General features: G+C 71.9%; 16 protein-coding genes. 10 read left to right on the plus strand and 6 right to left on the minus strand.

Annotation, left to right across the window (positions count from 1 at the left end; genetic code table 11):
* Nucleotides 1-4 precede the first annotated feature (4 nt).
* Together ABZ738_RS26265 and ABZ738_RS26270 are read left to right on the plus strand one after the other, a co-directional pair.
* Complete coding sequence (locus ABZ738_RS26265) at nucleotides 5-1,693, plus strand: CocE/NonD family hydrolase (protein WP_357217353.1); 1,689 nt, start codon at nucleotides 5-7, stop codon at nucleotides 1,691-1,693.
* A 163-nt stretch (nucleotides 1,694-1,856) separates the two neighbouring features.
* Nucleotides 1,857-2,753 (plus strand): hypothetical protein, encoded by an 897-nt coding sequence (locus ABZ738_RS26270; protein WP_357217356.1) that lies wholly within the window; start codon nucleotides 1,857-1,859, stop codon nucleotides 2,751-2,753.
* A 63-nt stretch (nucleotides 2,754-2,816) separates the two neighbouring features.
* Here ABZ738_RS26270 and ABZ738_RS26275 read toward each other — a convergent pair whose 3' ends face one another.
* Entirely contained in the window at nucleotides 2,817-3,020 is a 204-nt protein-coding gene (locus ABZ738_RS26275; protein ID WP_111219891.1) for a cold-shock protein, read from the minus strand.
* Nucleotides 3,021-3,256: 236 nt separating this feature from the next.
* Between ABZ738_RS26275 and ABZ738_RS26280 the strand changes: the two genes are divergently transcribed.
* A complete protein-coding gene (locus ABZ738_RS26280) occupies nucleotides 3,257-3,865 on the plus strand; it encodes a VTT domain-containing protein (protein ID WP_357217361.1) in 609 nt (202 codons plus the stop codon).
* Nucleotides 3,866-3,992: 127 nt separating this feature from the next.
* Here the strand turns inward: ABZ738_RS26280 and ABZ738_RS26285 are convergent, their stop codons facing one another.
* Both ABZ738_RS26285 and ABZ738_RS26290 read right to left on the minus strand, forming a co-directional pair.
* A complete protein-coding gene (locus tag ABZ738_RS26285; protein WP_131057794.1) occupies nucleotides 3,993-4,646 on the minus strand; it encodes an MBL fold metallo-hydrolase in 654 nt (217 codons plus the stop codon).
* 7 nt (nucleotides 4,647-4,653) lie between these two features.
* On the minus strand, nucleotides 4,654-5,370 hold the full coding sequence (locus ABZ738_RS26290; RefSeq protein WP_357217365.1) for a maleylpyruvate isomerase family mycothiol-dependent enzyme: 717 nt from the start codon (nucleotides 5,368-5,370) through the stop codon (nucleotides 4,654-4,656).
* 119 nt (nucleotides 5,371-5,489) lie between these two features.
* On the opposite strand from ABZ738_RS26290, the gene rsgA reads away from it, so the two are divergent.
* The 3 genes from rsgA to ABZ738_RS26305 all read left to right on the plus strand — a co-directional run bounded on the left by rsgA (nucleotide 5,490) and on the right by ABZ738_RS26305 (nucleotide 10,290).
* A complete protein-coding gene (gene rsgA / locus ABZ738_RS26295) occupies nucleotides 5,490-6,515 on the plus strand; it encodes a ribosome small subunit-dependent GTPase A (protein WP_357217368.1) in 1,026 nt (341 codons plus the stop codon).
* A 164-nt stretch (nucleotides 6,516-6,679) separates the two neighbouring features.
* A complete protein-coding gene (gene uvrA, locus ABZ738_RS26300) occupies nucleotides 6,680-9,646 on the plus strand; it encodes an excinuclease ABC subunit UvrA (protein ID WP_357217371.1) in 2,967 nt (988 codons plus the stop codon).
* Nucleotides 9,647-9,804: 158 nt separating this feature from the next.
* Nucleotides 9,805-10,290: a Rieske (2Fe-2S) protein gene (locus tag ABZ738_RS26305; RefSeq protein ID WP_131052183.1), complete on the plus strand. Its 486-nt coding sequence runs from the start codon at nucleotides 9,805-9,807 to the stop codon at nucleotides 10,288-10,290.
* Between the two features lie 63 nt (nucleotides 10,291-10,353).
* On the opposite strand, the gene ABZ738_RS26310 is transcribed toward ABZ738_RS26305, so the two are convergent.
* Nucleotides 10,354-13,614 carry a penicillin acylase family protein gene (locus ABZ738_RS26310; protein WP_357217375.1) on the minus strand — a complete coding sequence of 1,087 codons (3,261 nt, stop codon included), beginning with the start codon at nucleotides 13,612-13,614 and terminating at the stop codon, nucleotides 10,354-10,356.
* A gap of 195 nt (nucleotides 13,615-13,809) precedes the next feature.
* Here ABZ738_RS26310 and uvrC point away from each other — a divergent pair, with 195 nt between their 5' ends.
* Nucleotides 13,810-15,807 carry an excinuclease ABC subunit UvrC gene (uvrC, locus tag ABZ738_RS26315; RefSeq protein ID WP_131052181.1) on the plus strand — a complete coding sequence of 666 codons (1,998 nt, stop codon included), beginning with the start codon at nucleotides 13,810-13,812 and terminating at the stop codon, nucleotides 15,805-15,807.
* Nucleotides 15,808-16,291: 484 nt separating this feature from the next.
* Here uvrC and recQ read toward each other — a convergent pair whose 3' ends face one another.
* Complete coding sequence (gene recQ, locus ABZ738_RS26320) at nucleotides 16,292-18,172, minus strand: DNA helicase RecQ (RefSeq protein WP_236145636.1); 1,881 nt, start codon at nucleotides 18,170-18,172, stop codon at nucleotides 16,292-16,294.
* 155 nt (nucleotides 18,173-18,327) lie between these two features.
* Nucleotides 18,328-18,981 (minus strand): hypothetical protein, encoded by a 654-nt coding sequence (locus ABZ738_RS26325; RefSeq protein WP_131052180.1) that lies wholly within the window; start codon nucleotides 18,979-18,981, stop codon nucleotides 18,328-18,330.
* Between the two features lie 310 nt (nucleotides 18,982-19,291).
* Between ABZ738_RS26325 and rapZ the strand changes: the two genes are divergently transcribed.
* The 3 genes from rapZ to whiA are packed head-to-tail and all read left to right on the plus strand — an operon-like array spanning nucleotide 19,292 to nucleotide 22,173.
* The gene (rapZ, locus tag ABZ738_RS26330) at nucleotides 19,292-20,164 is read left to right on the plus strand and encodes an RNase adapter RapZ (protein ID WP_131052187.1); all 873 of its coding nucleotides are present in this window, start codon (nucleotides 19,292-19,294) and stop codon (nucleotides 20,162-20,164) included.
* Nucleotides 20,161-21,138, plus strand: a complete 978-nt coding sequence (yvcK, locus tag ABZ738_RS26335) for a uridine diphosphate-N-acetylglucosamine-binding protein YvcK (RefSeq protein WP_131052179.1) — start codon at nucleotides 20,161-20,163, stop codon at nucleotides 21,136-21,138. The genes rapZ and yvcK overlap by 4 nt, the downstream gene beginning before the upstream one ends.
* Nucleotides 21,139-21,192: 54 nt before the next feature.
* The gene (whiA, locus tag ABZ738_RS26340; protein WP_131052178.1) at nucleotides 21,193-22,173 is read left to right on the plus strand and encodes a DNA-binding protein WhiA; all 981 of its coding nucleotides are present in this window, start codon (nucleotides 21,193-21,195) and stop codon (nucleotides 22,171-22,173) included.
* Nucleotides 22,174-22,277 lie beyond the last annotated feature (104 nt).

The raw sequence follows: 22,277 nt of genomic DNA on the forward strand, positions 1-22,277 counted from the left end.
CCCGATGTGGGAACGACTGACGTCGGCGCTCGCCGGCGCCGCGTTGCGACTGCCGCCGGCCCGTACCCGTCGGGTCGCCGTCACCCGGGACATCCCGGTCCGGGTCCGCGACGGGGTGATCCTGCGCACCGACCACTACCGCCCGGACCGGGTGGACGCGCCCACCGTGCTGATCCGCACCCCGTACGGGCGGGGTGGGCCGATGCGGCTGCTCTGTCGGCTCGCCGCCGAGCGCGGCTTCCACGTGGTCATCCAGTCCTGCCGGGGCACCTTCGGCTCCGGCGGCTCCTTCGACCCGTTCGTGCACGAGCGCGACGACGGGTTGGACACCCTCGACTGGCTGCGTCGGCAGCCCTGGTGGGGTGGGGCGTTCGGCATGTTCGGCGCGAGCTACCAGGGTTTCGTGCAGTGGGCGCTGGCCGCCGACGCGGGCACCGAGCTGCGCGCGATGGTCGCCGTGGCCACCGCCTCGTCGACCCGCGACTCCACGTACGCGGGCGAGTCGTTCGCCCTGGACACGGTGCTGACCTGGGTGGAACTGCTCCAGGCGCAGACCGTGCCGTGGCTGGCCCGGCAGTGGGAGCTCAAACGCGGCCAGCCCCGCCTGGCCGCCGCCCTGGCGCACCTGCCCCTGGTCGAGGCGGACCGGATCGCCACCGGGGTCACCGTGCCGTTCTTCCAGGAGTGGCTGGAGCACCACACGCCGCAGGCCGACTACTGGCGTACCCGGATCTTCGACGACCGGCTCGACCTGGTGCGGGCGCCGGTGGCGATGGTCAGCGGGTGGCACGACATCTTCCTGCCCGCCCAGTTGCGCGACTACGCGGCCCTGCGCGCCACCGGGGCCCGGCCGAGGCTGGTGGTGGGGCCGTGGACCCACGGCAGCCCCGGCCTGTTCGTGGCCGCGTTGCGCGAGGGACTCGACTGGCTCGACGAGCACCTGAACGACCGCGCCGCGGCGCCGGCCGGTGTCGACCGGGACACCGGTGCCGGCGCGCCCGTGCGGGTGCACCTGGGCGGCACCGGGGGCGGGTGGCGTGACCTGCCCGACTGGCCGCCACCGGCCCGACCCACCCGGTGGCACCTGCACCCGGGCTCGGCGCTGCGTACCTCGCCGCCGGTGTCCTCGACGCCGGACGCCTTCTGGTACGACCCGGCCGACCCGACCCCCTCGCTGGGCGGCCCGCTGCTGGTGGCCCAGCGCGCCGGGCCGTTCGACAACCGTCCGGTCGAGGCCCGTCCCGACGTGCTGACCTGGACCACCGATCCGCTGGAGCACGCGGTCGAGGTGATCGGCCCGGTGCGGGCGGAGATCCACCTGCGCAGCGAGCTGCCCCACCTGGACGTCTTCGTGCGACTGTGCGACGTGGACCGGCGTGGCCGGTCCTGGAACGTCTGCGACGGCCTGGTCCGCGTCGACCCGCGACGCTTCCGCTCCGACGCCACCGGTGCCGTCGCGGTGCCGGTGGAGATGTGGCCGACCGCCCACCGGTTCGCCCCCGGGCACCGGGTGCGGGTGCAGGTCTCCGGCGGGGCCCATCCCCGCTACTCGCGCAACCCGGGAACCGGCGAACCCCTCGGCGCTGCCGTGACTCTCCGTGGTGGACGCCGGGAGATCATTCACGACCCGGAGTATCCGTCCGCAGTGGTCCTTCCGGTCGTCCACTCTGCCTCACAGGCTTCTCCAAGCTGAACAAACCGGCTCTGAGCTGGGCATTCGTCGAGAAGTGCGGCTATGGTGGGGGTACGCCCGGCGCTGTGCAACCACTGGCCGGGAGCGCTTGTGCAGCCTTCCTACCGCGCACGCGGTGTCACTGCCGTGCCCGGCCCCCGACGGATCAGTAGAGGGGGGAACCATGACGCGGGCACCGGCGAACCTGATGGCCGTCCGCAGTTTGCTGCTCAAGCACCTCAACCGCGACCCGAACCGGGTACGCGACGAGGACCTGGAACCCAACGAGGTCGGCATCGTCGGTGATGTCAACCACCGCGGGGGATACCACACCGGATCGGACCGGGTCGTCGCGAACGACTACTCGGTGGTCGAGTCGCCCCGGGACCGCAACGGTCTGACGCTGGACGCGGCCGCGCTGGACGTGGGCATGTTCCGGGTCAGCAGCGGCGGTCGTCACCACGACCTGTTCACGTTCTCGACCTGGTGTGTGGCCCAGTGCGTCGCCAACACGGCGGACAGCCGGGACATCCGCGAGATCATCTACTCACCCGACGGCAAGGTCGTGCGGCGGTGGGACCGACTGGGGCGGCGCAGCACCGGTGACCGTTCCCACCTGTGGCACACCCACTTCAGTTTCTTCCGCGACTCGATCAAGGCGGGACGTGACCAGACGCCGCTGTTCCGCCGCTACCTGACCACCATCGGACTCATCACGCCCGAGCAGGAGGAGATGGACATGACCCCCGAGGAGCACAACTGGCTCAGGACCGTGCACCGCAACCTCACCGTCCTGGACGGTCGCAACCCGATCGGGCAGACCTATACCCGCACCACGACGGGTGAGGACCACACCGACCCGAAGTTCCAGGTCGGGCACCCGACACTGCGCAGCCTCGGCGCGCAGTTGACCGCGTTGCAGACCGCGGTGGAGTCGCTGGCCAACCGCGACTTCACCGACGAGCAGGCGATCATCACCGGTGTCCTGGCCGGCCTCACCCCCGAGGAGATCGCGGCGGCGATCCCGCCGACCGTGGCCGAGCAGGTCGTGCAGGAACTCGGTCGGCGGCTCGCCGCCTGAGGCGAGGACAGGTGGACGGGTGGCGGCGGCCGGCACGACCGGCCGCCGCCACCCCGGCACGGGTCACATCGGTCGGACGTTGTCCGCCTGCGGCCCCTTCTGTCCCTGGGTCACGTCGAACTCGACCTTCTGGCCCTCGGTCAGCTCCCGGTAGCCACTGCTCGCGATGGCCGAGTAGTGGACGAAGACGTCCGGGCCCCCACCATCCTGTTCGATGAAGCCGAAGCCCTTTTCCGAGTTGAACCACTTCACGGTGCCGGTTGCCATGCGTTCTCTCTCCCTGTTCCAGGCGGGCGACCGCCGGCTCCACGCCGGTGGCCGCCCGATACCTTCCCGACAGTAACCGGTGAATAGCGGATTTGCCGGGCGAAGCGCCTCAGGGAGTGGCGGCGGAACGATTCAAGCGGTGTGGAGACGGATCAGGGATGACCCGGAGCACACCGCGCGCAGTGTGGGGAGAATCCCGATGTCCACACCGGCGGTCAGGCAATAGCGTACGAGGCATGGCAAACCAGTTGGCCCAGGTCGGAGAACTTCCCGTCGCCCTGTTGATGGCGGTGCTCGGGGTGGTCATGGTCTTCGACGCGGTCCCGCTGTTCGGCGTCCTCGTTCCCGGTGACGTGGCGATCCTCGCCGCTGTGGCGGTCGGCACTCCCCGTACCGGGCTGGCGACCTTCGTCGCCGTGGTCGTCGGGTGCCTGGCCGGATGGTCCCTGACCTTCCTCGTGGGCCGGCGGTGGGGCGCGGTCCTGCGCCGCAGCCGCGTCGGCGGTTGGGTCGGGGAGACCCGCTGGGCCACCGCGGAGGGCATCCTGCGCCGCAACGGTGGCCGGCTGGTGCTGGTCGCCCCGTTCCTGCCGGTGTTCAACGCGCTGCTGCCGCTCGCGGCCGGCGGCCTGAACATGTCGTACCCGCGCTTCCTCGGCTTCGCCTCGCTCGGTGCGGGCGCGTGGGCCGGGCTCTACCTGGCGGTGGGCACCGCGTCGCGGTCGCTGGCCGGGCTGCTGCCCGGTGGCGCCAGCCCGATGCTGATCACGATGGCCGGCGGCCTGGTGCTGGCCGCCCTGGTGCTGCTCGGCGTGCGGCGCCGGCTGCGTGAGGTCACACTCTGACCGTGCGGACACCGGTCCGGAGCGCCGCGCGTTGTCGGATCCGTGCGGGGTGCGCCAGGCGCGGGCCCGGCGCACCCACGAGGGGCATCGCCGTGATCCGCGCCCGGCGGCGCGATCTGCCCCGGCCTCACCAGCCCCGGGCGCGCCACTCGGCCAGGTGCGGGCGTTCCGCGCCGAGCGTCGAGTCCCGGCCGTGGCCCGGATAGAACCAGGTCTCGTCCGGCAGCCGGCCGAACAGCTTGTGCTCCACGTCGTCGATGAGCGCCGCGAAGCGCTCGGGATCCTGGTCGGTGTTGCCGATGCCACCCGGGAAGAGACTGTCGCCGGTGAAGAGGTGCGGGGTGCCGGCCGGGTCGCGGTAGAGCAGCGCCACCGAACCCGGGGTGTGCCCCTTGATGTGGATGACCTCCAGCGTGCAGTCACCCACGGGCACGGTGTCCCCGTCGGCGAGGGTCTGCGCCTCGATCGGCAGCCCCTCCGCGTCGTCGGCGTGCACCAGCGCGCGGGCCCCGGTCTTGGCGACGACCTCCTCCAGCCCCACCCAGTGGTCCATGTGCTGGTGGGTGGTGACCACGGTGCGCAGCCCGCCGTCACCGACCAGCTCCAGCAGTCGGGGCGCCTCGTTGGCGGCGTCGATCAGCACCTGTTCGCCGGTGTGCCGACAGCGCAGCAGGTACGCGTTGTTGTCCATCGGGCCGACCGACACCTTGGTGATGGTCAGGGCGTCGAGTTCGCGTACGGCCGGCGGGCCGCCGGGGGTGACATCTCCGCTGTAGGTCATCGTCTTCCTAGATCCATTCCGGTGGGCGGGGCAGGTCACCGTCGGGGGTGACGGTCAGGGCGGTGCCGGTGCTGCGGCCGGTCAGCCAGGCGGCGAGTTCCGCTGCCGGACCGGTGACGACGGGCGCCCCCGCGCGCTCGCCCACCACCAGTTCGTGGCCGGCGCCGTCGAAGCGCAGCACCATCGGCGGCGCGTCGTCGCGGTCGCCGAAGCCGGTGGCCACCTCGTGCAGCAGCCGGTGGCCGAAGGTCGGCGACCAGTCCGCCGGCCGGTAAGCGGCGGCCAGGTCGACGTGGTGGATCTCCAGCTCCCGGAGCCGTCCCCAGACCAGCAGCGCGGCCGGCCAGGGACCCCGTCGGGTCTCGACGGTGGCCGCCCAGGCCGGCACCGGCATCGCCGCCACCGCCTCGGCGAAGCGGTCCGCGCTGCGACGCAGGTCGTCCAGGTGCTCCTCGGGCGGGCGGGACGCGCCGGCCTCGATGTCGGCGTCGCGGGCCTGCGCGCTGGCGTACTGCGGGATCTGCTCGCCGGTGCGCGCCGAGGTGAGCAGGTTGACGAAACCGTCGGCGTTGCGGCACAGGTGGGCCAGGACGTGGCCGCGTGTCCAGCCGGGCAGCAGCGACGGCGCGGCTAGGTCGGTGGCGTCGAAACCGGCAGCCGTACGCACCAGCCGGGCGGTGGCGTCGGTCACGTCACCGGTGAGGAGAAGGGGGTCTGTCGGCACGTTCCGACCCTAGCCCTCCGGGCGTGCCGCGTCGCCGGGGAATTCACTTCCGGCCGGGCGCCGCCGGGCCTACCGTCTGCGGTGGTTGCGGCGCCGGAGTGGAGGAGGTGGCGTCGAGCATGAGCATCACGTTGACCGCCCTGGGCTGGGACGCCGAGCGGGCGGCACATCTGCGACGTATCCGTACCGATCACCGTCCGGGTCGGGTGGCCCGGGTCGACCGTGGGGTCTGCACCGTGCTGACCGAGGCGGGGCCGGTGCGTGCCACCTCGGGCGGGGCGGTGCTGGTCGCCGCCGCGGGTGACCCCACGCGGCTGCCCGGTGTGGGGGACTGGGTGCTGCTCGGGCGCTGGCCCGACGCCCGGATCACCGTGGAGGCGGTGCTGCCCCGGCGTACCGCGTTGGTGCGGCGCACCGCCGGCAAGGACGCCGCCGGTCACCTGCTCGCCGCCAACCTGGACGTGGCGGCCGTGGTGGAGGCGGTGCACCCGGCGCCCGACGCCGCCCGCGTCGAGCGGCTGCTGGCGCTGGCCCACGAGTCCGGCGCCCGTCCGCTGGTGGTGCTGACCAAGACCGACCTGGCTGCCGACCCGGTCGCGGTGGCGCGGCAGCTCGCGGCGCTGGCTCCCGGCGTGCCGGTGCTGCCGGTCAGCGCCGAGCGCGGCACCGGGCTGGACCCGCTGCGCGCCGAGGTCGGCCCCGGCCGCACCCTCGGTCTGCTGGGACCCTCCGGTGCGGGCAAGTCGAGCCTGGTCAACGCGCTGGCCGGGGCGACGGTGATGCCCACCCAGGCGATCCGGCGGGTGGACGGCAAGGGCCGGCACACCACCACCTGGCGGGCGTTGGTGCCGCTGCCCGGCGGTGGGGCGGTGGTGGACACCCCCGGCGTCCGGGCGGTCGGTCTGCTCGACGGCGCGACCGGGCTCGACCGGGCCTTCGGCGACATCGCCGCGCTGGCCGTCGAGTGCCGCTACGGCGACTGCGGGCACGAGGCCGAGCCGGGGTGCGCCGTCCAGGATGCGCTGCGGACAGGTGAGCTGACCGCCCGGCGCTGGGAGAACTGGCGACGGCTGCACCGCGAGATCGCTCACGAGACCGGGCGGCGCGCCGCCCGCCGGCCCCGCCGTCGGGGCAGATTGTCGTAGGGCGGGTCTACAGTTGCCGGGGCGCTTTTCCGCGCCGGCACAACCGCTGGGGCGTACCCGAAAATCGGGTTCGCCCAGAAAGCCGGGTTTGCCCGAAAGGTCGGGCTCATCCCAGAAAGCGGACAGATCTTCCTTCGTCATCCTCACCCGGGAGTACACGGACCGTGGCCGACCGTTTGATCATTCGTGGCGCACGCGAGCACAACCTGCGTGACGTCAGTCTCGACCTGCCCCGGGACGCCCTGATCGTGTTCACCGGGCTGTCCGGCTCGGGCAAGTCGAGCCTGGCCTTCGACACGATCTTCGCCGAGGGGCAGCGCCGCTACGTGGAGTCGCTGTCGTCGTACGCGCGGCAGTTCCTCGGCCAGATGGACAAGCCGGACGTCGACTTCATCGAGGGGTTGAGCCCGGCTGTCTCGATCGACCAGAAGTCGACCTCGCGCAACCCGCGCTCGACCGTCGGCACGATCACCGAGGTCTACGACTACCTGCGACTGCTCTTCGCCCGGGTCGGCGTGCCGCACTGCCCGGTCTGCGGCGAGCGGATCTCCAAGCAGAGCCCGCAGCAGATCGTCGACCGGGTCCTGGCGATGGCCGAGGGCACCCGTTTCATGGTGCTCGCCCCGGTGGTGCGCGGCCGCAAGGGCGAGTACGTCGACCTCTTCGCCGAGCTCCAGTCCAAGGGGTACGCCCGAGCCCGGGTCGACGGGGTGGTGCACCAGCTCACCGACCCGCCGAAGCTCAAGAAGCAGGAGAAGCACACCATCGAGGTGGTGATCGACCGGCTCAGCGTCAAGGCCGGCGCCAAGCAGCGGCTGACCGACTCGGTCGAGGCGGCGCTCGGGCTCTCCGGCGGTCTGGTGCTGCTGGACTTCGTCGACCTGGCCGAGGACGACCCGGACCGGGAACGCCGCTACTCCGAGCACCTGGCCTGCCCCAACGACCACCCGCTGGCGATCGAGGACCTGGAGCCCCGGGTCTTCTCCTTCAACGCGCCGTACGGCGCCTGCCCGGAGTGCACCGGCCTGGGCACCAAGAAGGAGGTCGACCCGGAGCTGGTCGTCCCGGACCCGGAGCGCAGCCTGCGCGAGGGCGCGATCCAGCCCTGGGCGACCGGGCACAACCTGGAGTACTTCCTGCGGTTGTTGGAGGCGCTGGGCGAGGCCGAGCACTTCACCGTCGACACGCCGTGGCGGGCGCTGCCGTCGCGGGCGCAGAAGACGATCCTGCACGGTTCCGACGACCAGGTGCACGTGCGCTACCGCAACAAGTACGGCCGGGAGCGCTCGTACTACACCGGCTTCGAGGGCGTGGTGCAGTGGATCGAGCGCCGGCACTCCGACACCGAGTCGGAGTGGTCCCGGGACAAGTACGAGGGGTACATGCGTGACGTTCCCTGTGCGGCCTGCGGCGGTGCCCGGCTCAAGCCCGAGGTGCTCGCCGTCACGCTGGCCGGGCGCAGCATCGCCGAGGTGTGCAACCTGTCCGTCGGCGAGTGCGCCGACCTGCTGGCCGGCATCGAGCTGACCGACCGGCAGAAGCTGATCGCCGAGCGGGTGCTCAAGGAGATCAACGCTCGGCTGCGCTTCCTGCTCGACGTCGGTCTGGACTACCTCTCCCTGGACCGGGCCGCCGGCACCCTCTCCGGTGGCGAGGCGCAGCGCATCCGGCTCGCCACCCAGATCGGGTCCGGCCTGGTCGGCGTGCTCTACGTGCTGGACGAGCCGTCGATCGGGCTGCACCAGCGCGACAACCACCGGCTGATCGAGACCCTGGTCCGGCTGCGCGGGCTGGGCAACACGCTGATCGTGGTCGAGCACGACGAGGACACCATCCGCACCGCCGACTGGATCGTGGACATCGGGCCCGGCGCGGGGGAGCACGGTGGGCAGATCGTGCACAGCGGCTCGGTGCCGGAGCTGCTGACGAACCCGGAGTCGATGACCGGGGCGTACCTCTCCGGACGTCGGGAGATCCCGCTCCCGGCCGGGCGCCGCCCGCAGACGCCGGGTCGGGAACTGGTGGTGCACGGTGCCCGCGAGCACAACCTGCGCAACCTCACGGTGAACTTCCCGCTGGGCCAGTTGATCGCCGTCACCGGCGTCAGCGGGTCGGGCAAGTCGACCCTGGTCAACGACATCCTCTACGCGGTGCTGGCCAACCAGATCAACGGCGCCCGGCTGGTGCCCGGCCGGCACACCCGCGTCGGCGGGCTGGAGCACGTGGACAAGGTCGTCGGGGTCGACCAGTCACCGATCGGTCGGACGCCGCGCTCGAACCCGGCGACCTACACCGGCGTCTGGGACCACGTGCGCAAGCTGTTCGCCGAGACCACCGAGGCCAAGGTCCGGGGGTACGGGCCGGGCCGGTTCTCGTTCAACGTCAAGGGCGGACGCTGCGAGGCGTGCTCCGGTGACGGCACCATCAAGATCGAGATGAACTTCCTGCCCGACGTGTACGTGCCGTGCGAGGTCTGCAAGGGCGCCCGGTACAACCGGGAGACCCTGGAGGTGCACTACAAGGGCAAGACCGTCTCCGACGTGCTGGAGATGCCGATCGAGGAGGCGGCGGAGTTCTTCTCCGCCATCCCGGCCATCCACCGGCACCTCAAGACGCTCGTCGACGTGGGCCTGGGCTACGTCCGGCTGGGCCAGCCGGCGCCGACCCTCTCCGGCGGTGAGGCGCAGCGGGTCAAGCTCGCCTCCGAGCTGCAGAAGCGGTCCACCGGGCGGACGGTGTACGTGCTCGACGAGCCCACCACCGGCCTGCACTTCGAGGACATCCGCAAGCTGCTGCTGGTGCTGGAGGGGCTGGTCGACAAGGGCAACACGGTGATCACCATCGAGCACAACCTCGACGTGATCAAGAGTGCCGACTGGCTGATCGACATGGGCCCGGAGGGCGGTCACCGGGGCGGCACGGTGCTCGCCACCGGCACCCCGGAGGAGGTCGCCGAGGTCACCGAGAGTCACACCGGGCAGTTCCTACGGACCGTGCTCAAGCTCGACGGCACGGCCAAGGGCGCGACGGCGGCCACCGCCCGGGCCGCCAAGGCCAACGGTGCCAAGGCCACCGCCGCGAAGGCCACCGGGGCCAAGACGCGCGGTCGCAAGACGGCCGCCGCCCGCTGATCCGCGAGGCCCGGCCGTCGCCCGTGGCGGCGGTCGGGCCCACCCGTTGGGGTACGCCCGAGTGGCCGATCGGGTGAACCACCGGGCAGAGTGGTGCGTGTCGAGAGACGTAGCCACGGATCATGCACGGTGGTAGCCGAAGAGAGAAGCGAGGCGGCATGAGTGACGATCAGGTGCTGGCCGGACCGGACACGCGTACCCGACGGAGCCTGCTGACCGGCGTGGGCGCGGTCGGCGCGGCGGTGGTGCTGGCCGGGTGCGGCGGCGGTGACGACTCCGGTGACGGCGCGGCCCCGACCAGCGGCGGACCTCAGGTCACCAACACCGGTGACCCCGGCGGCGGGGACCGTGAGGGGGCGCAGTCACTGGCCAGGACCGCCGACATCCCGGTCGGCGGCGGTGCGGTCTTCGCCGCGCAGGGCGTGGTGATCACCCAGCCCAGCGCCGGGGAGTTCAAGGGGTTCGACCCTATCTGCACGCACCAGGGCTGCCCGGTGTCGAACGTCGACGGCGGGACGATCAACTGCACCTGTCACGGCAGCAAGTTCTCCATCGAGGACGGCTCGGTCAAGGCCGGGCCGGCGACCACCGGCCTGCCGGCCAAGGAGGTCAAGGTCGACGGGGACCAGATCTCGCTGGCCTGACAGCGGGGCACACGGATACGGGCGCGACCGGGGCGAACTCGCCTCCGGCCGCGCCCGTCCGCGTCACTGCGCGTACGCGGACAGCTCCCACAGCGAGAAGCCGTACGTGGTGGCCCGGGTGAGCCCGTACACCCGCACGTAGCGGGCCTGTTGCGGGGCGAAGGTCAGCACGTCGGTGCCGCCGTCGCCGGCCGTGGTCGACCAGACCGTCCGCCAGGTGGCGCCGTCGTCGGAGACCTCGACGCGATACGACCGGGCGTACGCGGACTCCCAGGCCAGGGCCACCCGGCCGACCTGCCGCACCGAGCCCAGGTCCACCCGCAGCCACTGGTTGTCCGACCAGGAGCTGGCCCAGCGGGTGTTCAGGTCACCGTCGACGGCGCGGGCGGCGCCGTTGCCGAGCTGGCTGCTGGAGGCGGTCACCGGACGGCCGGTCGCCAGGTTGGTCACCGCGTCACCACGTCGGGCCGGGAACGACACCACCTGCTGGTAGGTGGGACGGTTCTGCCAGGCGATGGTGGCGTGCTTGATACCGCCCAGCGGCGACTGGACGATCGCGTCCGCGCACCACTGGTCACCGGCGGCGCAGGTGGCGTCGCCCGGGTAGGTCTGGGCGGCCGGGGTCGTCGACGCGGTGCGCAGCGTGTCCAGCAGCACCTGACGGCACGTACCCAGGTTGCCGGCGCCGCAGAAGGTCCGTCCGGGGCCGCCGGCGACCGGGTCACCGAGCACCGCCCGCAGGTCCTTGTCGACGTAGCCCCACCAGCCGTACTGGAACGCCGAGCCCTTGTGGGTCTGCGCGCTGTTCGCCGAGGACGGCAGGTTCGACACATCGCCCTGTTGCAGGCCGGACGGGGACTCGTTGATCTGCATCGCGTTGATCACGGACTGGTAGAGGTCCGTGCCGAGCTGGTCGCGGAACATGCCCCGCACCAGCAGCGGCCACCAGGCGTCGAAGGTACGGATCGCCTCGGCGTGCTGGTACACCTTGGAGCCCTTGGCGGTCTCCACCCGCAGCGCGCCCGCCTGTCGCCAGGCCTTGAGCCGGGTGATCTCGGTGGCCAGGGCGCTGTCGGTGACCGGCTGGCTCTCCAGCACCCGGATGAGCTCGCCGAGCACCTCGGCGCCGCGCAGGTCGGTCAGCCCGGCCCGCTGCACCAGTTCGGTCAGCGAGGCCCGGTCGAACTTGCGGCCCGCCGAGATGGCCGCCTTCATCGGCTTGTCCAGCAGGTCACCCCGGTGTACGGCACCGAAGCTGAAGTTGCCGTCGGCGGCACCGAAGTCCTTGGCCTGCTTGTTGTTCCAGCTGATGTAGTAGTCCTGGTTGATTGACTGCGGGTGGGCCGAGCGCGGCGCGTACCGCGCGGTGCCGGTCGCCGGGTCGAAGTCCTGCCACTCGTAGGCCCGTTCGGCCTTCATCGGCAGGTTCGGGTTGCTGCCGGCGGCCCGCACCGGGTTGAGCCCGGAGTTGAAGTACGCCGACTGGGTGGAGTTGACGTAGAACCAGTTGAAGGCGTACTCGACGTTGTTGGCGGAGGTGAGGAACGCCTCGGCGGAACCCATCTGGGTCGGGTCGTTGAACATCTGGAAGCCGATGGCCGAGTCGGCCTCACGACCGTAGGTGGAGCGCAGTTGGGTGAACGCGTGCGGCACCCCGCCCACCGTGCCGCGCCAGCCCACCAGGCCCAGCTTGGTACGCCAGGCGACCAGCTTGTACGACCCGGCCGCGGTGCCGTCGGCGACGGTCGGGGTCCACCGGTTGACCCGGGACAGCTCCTCCATCGCCAGGCACTGGCCCCGGAAGAGGTAGTGGTTGCTGGCCGGCGTCGGCGTTCCGCCGCCGGGCACGCAGAGCGGCACCGCGTACGTGTCGGTGATGTCGTGGATCGAGGAGGTGGCGCTCCACGCGTAGTCCTGGCCCCGGCCGAGCAGGACATAGAGGTTGAGTCCGGCGAAGGCGGCGCCCCGGGCGCTGATGCCCGGGCCCTGCAACTCCTGCACCATCAGCAGTTGCGGGGAGAAGTAGCCGGTCTGCGGCCCGAAGACGGCGATCGGATGTCCGGTGGCCGAGTGGGCGGCGGAGACCACGGCCGCGTTGGACATGCCCCGGTGCGCCGGGTCGATGGTCAGCCCGGAGAGCGCGGCGGCCAGTTCCGAGCTGCGGTTCGAGGTCGTGGCGGTGGTGGCGGAGCCGGTCTGGTCGGTGACGATCGGCTCGACCCGGGCCGACCCGGCGTCCGGCAGCACCACGCTGGGCGCGTTCGGCGCGGCGTCACCGTACGGGAAGCTCTGCCCGTCGTGCAGGGTCAGCACGGTCTCCGGGTCGTTCTGCCCCCGGAAGGCGTTCCACACCCGGTCGCCGTCGGTCGGACCGAACTTGGCCCGGGCCGCGATGCGGACCAGCGCCGACTGCATCTCGGTGCCGCCACCGCCGCCGAACAGGCCGCCGACGACCCCGGCGATGGCGATCAGGTCGGTCATCACGAACGGCTTCGGTCCACCGGCGTTCGTGATCGCGTCGAGGTGACCGGTCAGCACGTACTCGCCGGGGCAGTTGCGGTTGGCCATGCAGGTCTGGATGTAGGCGTTGACCCCGGCGACGTACTCCTGCACGTCGGCGTAGAGCTGCTCGCCGCGCGTCCCACCCTTGCCGCGCAGGGCGTTCACCTGGGCCTGCAGGTCCGCCTCCGTGTACGGGGAGGTGCGCCACACGCTCTGCTCCAGCGCCCGGTTGCCCGGTGCGCCACCGGCGAACGGGGTCAGCGTGCCCCGACCGACGTGCCGCAGCAGGTCCATCGTGAAGAGTCTGTCCTCGGCTCCGGCGTACCCGGCGCCGTACATGGTGCCGCCCCGGGTGGTGCCGGTGATGTGCGGGACACCGTTGGTCCGGTCGCGCACGATCCGCACGTCGGAACGCGGGGAGTAGTCGCGTTCGACCTGGCCGGGGGCGACGCCGAAGGAGGCGTCCCGGAAGAACGTGCTGACCTGGTCCTCGCGCAGCCCGGCGTAGCCGTAGACCAGGTTGGCGTATGTGTCGAGCTGGTCGGCGGAGTGCCGGGGCAGCGTGCCGAACGCCTGGTTGCCCAGGACCTCGACGAGGGTGGCGTTGCCGTTCTGGCCGGGCGGCAGGATCTCGGAGCACTCGCCGAGGCAGTAGTCGTTGCCGGCGAAGGCGCTGGCGACGTTCACGGCGAGGGTGCCGGCGTCGGGGACGGGGGTGGCGGTGGCGGTGGCGGGGGACGACACGCCGACGAGCGCGGTGGCGACCGCGAGGGCGGCGGTCGCACCGGCGAGCAGCCGGCGGGTGGCGGGGTGAGCAGGCATGGCGATCCTCTGTGGACGGGGGACCATCGGGCGGGATCATTACGTGAAGAACATTCGGTTACTGGATGGTAGGGGTCGGCGCCCGAGATTGGAAGGCATCAATCACGACTCCCCGGTACGCCGACCCCGGACGGGCGGAGAAAGGGGCGAGTGGGGATGATCAGGGCTGTCGGGGGTGGCGACTAGTCTCGGAGTGTGGCTGATCCGTCGACCTACCGTCCCGCGCCGGGCACCATCCCCGAGGCGCCGGGGGTCTACCGCTTCTACGACGGCACCGGCCGGGTGATCTACGTCGGCAAGGCGCGGAGCCTACGCAGCCGGCTCAACTCCTACTTCGGCGACCTGTGGGGGCTGCACCAGCGCACCCAGCAGATGGTCACCACCGCCGAGTCGGTCGACTGGGTCACCGTCGGCACCGAGGTCGAGGCGCTCCAGCTCGAATACCTCTGGATCAAGCAGTACGACCCGAGGTTCAACGTCCGCTACCGCGACGACAAGTCGTACCCGTACCTGGCGGTCACCCTCGACGAGGAGTACCCACGGCTACAGGTGATGCGGGGCAGCAAGCGCAAGGGGGTGCGCTACTTCGGGCCGTACTCGCACGCCTGGGCGATCCGCGAGACCCTCGACCTGCTGCTGCGGGTCTTCCCGGCGCGGACCTGCTCCGCCGGGGTGTTCAAACGGGCCGGGCAGGTGGGCCGTCCCTGCCTGCTCGGGTACATCGGCAAGTGTTCGGCGCCCTGCGTCGGCAGCGTCACCGCCGAACGGCACCGCGAGATCGTCGACGACTTCTGCGACTTCATGGCCGGTCGCACCGACTCCATGGTCCGCAAGCTGGAACGCGAGATGACCGAGGCCAGCGAGGCGCTGGAGTTCGAGCGGGCGGCCCGGCTGCGCGACGACGTCGCCGCCTTGCGCCGGGCGATGGAGAAGCAGACCGTGGTGCTCGGCGACGGCACCGACGCCGACGTGGTCGCGTTCGCCGACGACCCGCTGGAAGCCGCCGTGCAGGTCTTCCACGTACGCGGCGGCCGGGTACGCGGCCAGCGCGGCTGGGTGGTGGAGAAGACCGAGGACCTCAGCACCGGAGACCTGGTGCACCACTTCTGCACTCAGGTCTACGGCGGTGAGCAGGGCGAGACCGACGTCCCCCGTGAGCTGCTGGTGCCGGAGCTGCCCGCCGACGCCGAGGCCCTCGCCGACTGGCTCTCGCACCATCGGGGCAGCCGCGTGACCCTGCGGGTGCCGCAGCGCGGCGACAAGCGCACCCTGATGGAGACGGTCGAGCGCAACGCGAAGGACGCGTTGGCCCGGCACAAGCTCAAGCGGGCCGGCGACCTCACCACGCGGGGCAAAGCGCTCGACGAGATCAGTGACGCGCTCGCCATGCGGACCGCGCCGTTGCGCATCGAGTGCTTCGACATCTCGCAGATCCAGGGCACCGACGTGGTGGCCAGCATGGTCGTCTTCGAGGACGGACTGCCCCGCAAGAGCGAGTACCGCCGCTTCATCATCCGGGGCGCCACCGACGACCTCTCCGCGATGTCCGAGGTGCTGCGCCGCCGTTTCGCCCGCTACCTCGACGCCCGCGCCGAGACCGGCGAGGCGGGTGCGGAGTCCGCTGTTGACCTTCCCGCCTCCGCTGAGGCGACGCGCGACGGGGCGGACCTGGGCGAGGCCGAGCCGGGGGTGGGTGTGTTGGTCGACCCGACGACCGGGCGGCCGCGCAGGTTCGCGTACCCGCCGCAGTTGGTGGTGGTCGACGGCGGCGCGCCGCAGGTGGCCGCCGCCGCCCAGGCCCTGGCCGAGATGGGCATCGACGACGTGGCGCTGTGTGGCCTCGCCAAGCGGCTGGAGGAGGTCTGGCTGCCCGACGACGACTTCCCGGTCATCCTGCCGCGCACCTCCGAGGGGCTGTACCTGCTCCAACGGGTACGCGACGAGGCGCACCGCTTCGCCATCACCTTCCACCGGCAGCGCCGCTCGAAGCGGATGACCACCTCCGCGCTGGACAGTGTCCCCGGCCTCGGCGAAGTCCGTCGCAAGGCGCTGCTGCGCCACTTCGGCTCGCTCAAGCGACTCTCGGCCGCCACCGTGGACGAGATCACCGAGGTCCCCGGCGTCGGCCGCCGCACCGCCGAGGCGATCCTCACCGCCCTCGGTGCCACCGACAGTCAGGCCGGCACTGACTGATCCTCGCGGTCAGGTCCGACGCGACCGTCCCATCGAACCCCGCGCGGCAACCTCGGGGCCTCGTCGCCTTGTCGGCTCGGTGTGATCGAGGTCGAGGGCAGTTTCCGCCCGAACCTGTCGAGCACCAGGCTGGTCGCCCGCGTCGGTCGACGACCCGACCTTGCCGACGTGGTTCGGCACCGGACCGCGTCGTCGTCGGCCTTGCCAGGTGAGGTCTCACGACTATCGAGCTGACTGCACCGACGGGTCACCCCTTCCGAGGGTGTGCACCGACGTGGCACCACTCCCGGCGGCGTGAGTGGTTCACCTCCGGTCACCGCGTCCGACAGCACGAACGGGTCAGCTCGAAAGGCGCCGACCTGGTCAGGCAGGAGAAGCTGCCGCACGCCAGGGAGGCAGGCTCACCGCTCCCGCCGACTGCCGAACAGTAGGCGCGTGAACAGCGGCGCGTTCAAGAGTGGCGAGCAGCGGGCGGGCGGGCGGATCAGGTCGGGTCGGCCAGCACCGAGAGGATCTGCTCGCCGTACTTGGCCAGCTTGTTCTCGCCGACACCGCTGATCCGGGACAGCTCGTCCAGCGAGGACGGGGCGTCGGCGGCGATCTGCCGCAACGTGGCGTCGTGGAAGATGACGTAGGCGGGTACGCCCTGCTCCTTGGCACTGGTCGCGCGCCAGGCGCGCAGGCGCTCGAACGTACCGGCGGCCTCGGCCGGCAGTTCCGCGACCACGGTGGCCGCGCCCCGGGGCTTGGCCGTCTTCGCCGGCCGGGCCGGCTCCCGACGCATCATCACGGTACGTCGACGGCCGAGCACCTCGGCGCTGGCGTCGGTGAGCGCCAGGGTGCCGTAGTCGCCCTCGACGGCGAGCAGGCCCTCGGCGAGCAACTGGCGTACCACGCCCCGCCACTCCGCCTCGCTCAGATCGTCGCCGATGCCGAAGACGGTGAGTGAGTCGTGCCGGTGCTGGACGATCTTGTCGGTGCTCTTGCCCAGCAGGATGTCGACGCAGTGTCCGGCACCGAACCGCTGGTTGCGTTCCCGGTCCAGCCGGAACACCGTGGAGAGCAGCTTCTGCGCGGCGACCGTCCCGTCCCAGGACTCCGGCGGAGCCAGGCAGGTGTCACAGTTGCCGCAGTCACCGTCCAGGCGCTGCCCGAAGTAGTCGAGCAACTGCACCCGGCGGCAGCGGACCGTCTCGCAGAGCGCCAGCATCGCGTCGAGGTGCGCGGCGAGGTTACGTCGGTGGGCCAGGTCGCCCTCGGAGGTGTCGATCATCTTGCGTTGCTGGACGACGTCCTGGAGCCCGTACGCCAGCCAGGCGGTCGACGGCAGTCCGTCCCGGCCGGCGCGACCGGTCTCCTGGTAGTAGCCCTCCACCGACTTGGGCAGGTCGAGGTGGGCGACGAAGCGGACGTCCGGCTTGTCGATGCCCATGCCGAAGGCGATCGTCGCCACCATCACCACGCCGTCGGCGCGCAGGAACCGCTGCTGGTTGGCGGCGCGGGTCGCCGCGTCCAGACCGGCGTGGTAGGGCAGTGCGTCGATGCCGTTGGCGGTGAGGAACTCGGCCGTCTTCTCCACCGAGGCCCGCGACAGGCAGTAGACGATGCCGGCCTCGCCCGGGTGCTCGTCGCGCAGCAGGGCGAGCAGTTGCTTGCGTGCCTCCCGCTTGGGCACGATCCGGTACTGGATGTTGGGCCGGTCGAAGCTGGCCACGAAGTGCCGCGCCTCGGTCAGGTTGAGCCGGGTGGCGATCTCCGTGCGGGTGGCACTGGTCGCGGTGGCGGTCAGCGCGATCCGGGGTACGCCCGGCCAGCGCTCGTGCAGCATCGACAGGTTGAGGTAGTCCGGCCGGAAGTCGTGCCCCCACTGCGACACGCAGTGCGCCTCGTCGATGGCGAAGAGGCTGATCCGGCCCCGCTCCAGCAGGCTCAGCGTGGCCCGGCTGGCCAGCGCCTCCGGCGCGAGGTAGAGCAGGTCGATCTCCCCGGCGACGAACTCCGCCTCGACCAGTCGACGGGTGTCCAGATCCAGCGTGGAGTTCAGGAACCCGGCCCTGACCCCGACGGCGGTCAACGCGTCGACCTGGTCCTGCATCAACGCGATCAACGGCGAGATCACCACCGCGACACCGTCCCGGACCAGCGCCGGAATCTGGTAGCAGAGCGACTTGCCGCCGCCGGTCGGCATCAGCACCAGCGCGTCCCCGCCGGCCACCACGTGCTCGATGACCTCCTGCTGGAAGCCGCGGAACGCGTCGTACCCGAAGACCCGCCGCAGCACGTCGAGCGTCGCTGTCACCTTTTCGCTGATGGGCGCGTCGGAGGTGGCCAGTTCGGTGACGCTCACGTCGGCGGGGGAGACCATCCGAGGATTCTACGAGCCACACCGCCTGCGGTACGGACCGCCGTTCCCCCGCCGACGTCGCGCGACTGGCCGGGCAGCACCCGGATCGTGGCAGTGCAGCTGGTCTCGCCCCGGCGTGTCGGCTAGCTGCGGTGCCACGTTGACGGCTGATGGGCTCAGTAGCTCGGGGGGACGGGGACGCGTTTGGCCCAGCGGACCTCGCCGTCGTCGTCGACGTGGCAGAAGGCCACCACCAGGCGGGTCGGGTCCTCCAGCGGCAGCGCGTCGGGAGCGAGGCGGAACACCCCGATCAGGCTGCCGTCGCCGGTCGCGCGGGTGCCGATCGCGCCGACATGCGGTGCGCTTCCCGCCGTATCGTCCGGCTCCTCCCGGGCGCCGGTGTCGGCCAGCCAGTCGTACCGGGCGGCCAGCACCTCGTACTCGGTGGACCAGCCGAATCCGGTGTCGCCGGCGGCGTCGTAGCCGCCCTCGGGGCGCAGCACCCGGGGCGGTGACTGTCGATCGTCCAGCAGCAAGACCTGGTAGGAGCCCTTGCGGGGCGGCCCGGACCAGCGCAGCCGCAGCACCACCGACTGCCGGTCGGGATCGCCGTGGACGCGGTCGGTCGCATGCGGCCAGCCGAGCGCGGCGGCGGCGCGTGCCACCCGGTCCGGTTCCGGCATGCGGGCCTCGACGGTCACCGCGACCTGGTCACCGCCGTGTGCCCACTCACGTTCCCGTTCGACGAAACGATCCACCGTGGCCAGCACCGCGATCGTGACCGAGACAAGGGCCACCACCCAGCGCAGCCGCGCCCCGTGCCTCCCCATTTCCGGAGGATAACGGTCCCGGGCGTCACGTGCCGTCAGTCAGCCGACACGAGCCGTGAAAGGAAGGGACCCTTTCTAACGCCTCGTGTATAGCAGGGGACCCCTCCTTACACTCCCGGGCCGGCGGCGGCGGTGCTGGTGGGACGGGTGCGGCGGTGCGCTCCGTCGGGTCGGGACCGGCGAGCTAGAGTCGGCGCTTGACCATGCCCGGTCGGCTCCGACCGCGGCGCCACGGCTTGGGGGTTGATGGGTGGGCGAGGCGCACACGACCGGTCACCACGGCGGCGTACCCGGTGAGCAGTCCGGGAGGGTGGCCGGCGAGACGGACACCACCCTGGTCGTGGTCACCGGCCTCTCCGGTGGCGGGCGCAGCACCGTGGCCCGGGCCCTGGAGAACGTCGGCTTCTACGTGGTGGACAACCTGCCGCAGGCACTGCTGCTGGACATGGCCGAGCTGGCGGTGAAGGCCGGTGGCGCGGCCCGACGCACGGCGATGGTGCTGGACGTGCGCTCGCGTGCCTTCTCCACCGATCTGGCCGAGGCGATCCGGGAGTTGAAGGAGCGTGGCTACGCCCCCCGGGTGGTCTTCGTCGACGCCGACGACGAGGTGCTGATCCGGCGCTTCGAGAGCGTGCGGCGCTCACATCCGTTGCAGGGTGACGGGCGGCTCGCCGACGGCATCGCCGTCGAGCGGGGCCTGCTGGAGGAGGCCCGCGACCAGGCCGACGTGATCATCGACACCAGCCACCTCAACGTCAACCAGCTCCGCCGACGCATCGAGGAGCTGTTCGGCGGGGAGGACGCGCGGCGACTGCGACTGACCGTGATCTCGTTCGGCTTCAAGTACGGCCTGCCGCCGGACGCCGACTTCGTGATGGACGCCCGGTTCCTGCCCAACCCGTACTGGGTGCCGGAGCTGCGTGAGCACACCGGGCGGGAGGAGGCGGTCAGCGCGTACGTGCTGAGCCAGGTGGGCGCCGACGCGTTCGTCGACGGGTACGCGGACCTGGTCGGCGCCACCACCGCCGGTTTCGAGCGGGAGGGCAAGCGGTACCTGACCGTGGCGGTCGGCTGCACCGGCGGCAAGCACCGGAGTGTGGCGATCGCCGAGGAACTGGCGGCCCGGCTGCGTCGTGCCGGGCTGGCCGCCAACGCACAGCATCGGGATCTGGGGCGCGAATGACGGTCCGGGTGGTGGCCTTCGGGGGCGGGCACGGCCTGTCCGTGTCGTTACGGGCGTTACGTCGCTGCGCCCCCGGGCTCGACCTCGACATCACGGCGGTGGTGACCGTCGGCGACGACGGCGGCTCCAGCGGACGGCTGCGCGCCGAGCGGGGCGGGTTGCCCCCCGGTGACCTGCGGCAGGCGCTGGTCGCGCTGGCCGGCGACCATCCGGCCACCCGACGCAGCGCCGGGCTCTTCCAGCACCGGTTCGGCCCGGCGACGCGCGGCCTGCCCGGTAAGGGTGACGGGTTGGGCGGACACGCGGTCGGCAACCTGGTGATCGCCGGGTTGATGGAGCAGCTCGGCGACCCGGTGGCGGCGCTGGAGCACGCCGGGGCGATGCTCGGCGCGGTCGGGCGGGTGCTGCCGATGTCCTGCCAGCCGGTCGACATCGAGGCCCGGGTACGCGCCGCGGACCCCGGCCGCCCGGACGAGGTGTGCACGGTACGCGGCCAGCACCAGGTGGCGATCACCACGGGCCGGGTCGAGTCGGTGCGACTGACCCCGCAGGCGCCGGCGGCGTGCCCGCAGGCGGTCGCCGCGATCGGTGCCGCCGACTGGTTGATCTTCGGGCCGGGCAGCTGGTACACCAGCGTCCTGCCGCACCTGCTGGTGCCGCAGTTGGCCGCGGCGATCCTGGCCAGCCCGGCCCGACGCCTGGTCACGCTCAACCTGGCCGCCGAGAAGGAGACGCTCGGTCTCTCCGTCGCCGATCACCTGGCGGCGCTGCGCTGGTATCTGCCGGAGTTGACGGTCGACGTGGTGCTCGCCGACGCCAAGGCGGTCGGTGCCCCCGAGCCGGTCGACCGTGCGGCAGAATCCCTGGGAGCCCGATTGGTCCTCGCTCCCGTCGCGGTCGATGACGGCACTCCCCGGCATGATCCGGCCGCCCTGGGCGCCGCCCTGGTGCCCGTACTGGGCGCCGATCGTTAGACACGTACGTAATCTCCGGCGACACGCCGGAACGGGTCCGTGAGGGGACGCACAATGGCGATGACGGCTGCGGTCAAGGACGAGCTGAGTCGGGTCGACGTGCCCAAGCCCTGCTGCCGGCGGGCGGAGATGGCCGCGCTGTTGCGGTTCGCCGGTGGGCTGCACATCGTCTCCGGGCGGGTGGTGGTGGAGGCGGAACTCGACACCGGCGCGGTGGCCCGTCGGTTGCGGCGGGAGATCGCCGAGGTCTACGGCTATTCGAGCGAGATCCACGTACTGGCCTCCGGCGGGCTGCGCAAGGGCAGCCACTTCATCGTCCGGGTGGTCAAGGACGGCGAGGCCCTGGCCCGGCAGACCGGCCTGCTGGACGTGCGGGGTCGGCCGGTGCGCGGGTTGCCGCCGCACGTGGTCGCCGCCAACGTCTGCTGCGCGGTGTCCGCGTGGCGGGGTGCCTTCATGGCGCACGGCTCGCTGACCGAGCCGGGCCGCTCCAGCGCCCTGGAGATCACCTGTCCGGGGCCGGAGTCGGCGTTGGCGCTGGTCGGCGCCGCCCGCCGGATCGGCATCACCGCCAAACAGCGGGAGGTACGCGGCGTCGACCGGGTGGTGGTCAAGGACGGTGACGCGATCGCCGCGCTGCTGACCCGGGTCGGTGCCCACTCCAGTGTGCTGGCCTGGGAGGAGCGTCGGGTCCGCCGCGAGGTGCGGGCCACCGCCAACCGGCTGGCCAACTTCGACGACGCCAACCTGCGGCGCTCGGCGCGGGCTGCGGTGGCGGCGGCGGCCCGGGTGACCCGGGCCCTGGAGATCCTCGCCGAGGATGCGCCCGAGCACCTGACGTCGGCCGGTCGGCTGCGGTTGGAGCACCGGCAGGCGTCGCTGGAGGAGTTGGGCGCGTTGGCCGACCCGCCGTTGACCAAGGACGCCATCGCCGGGCGGATCCGCCGGCTGCTGGCGCTGGCCGACAAGCGGGCCCGTGACCTGGGCATCCCGGATACCGAAGCGGCCGTCACGCCCGACATGCTCGTGGTCTGATAGGACGGTGGGTCGTCCCGGCACGGGCGGGCCGGCGAGGCACGCCCTCGTCGCCGCGCGTCGTCGAGGCGGTACGGCGTCCGGCGGTGCGGGTGAGGGCAACC

Origin of the sequence: Micromonospora sp. NPDC047793 (assembly GCF_040642635.1) — a bacterium.
Taxonomy (GTDB): Bacteria; Actinomycetota; Actinomycetes; order Mycobacteriales; family Micromonosporaceae; genus Micromonospora.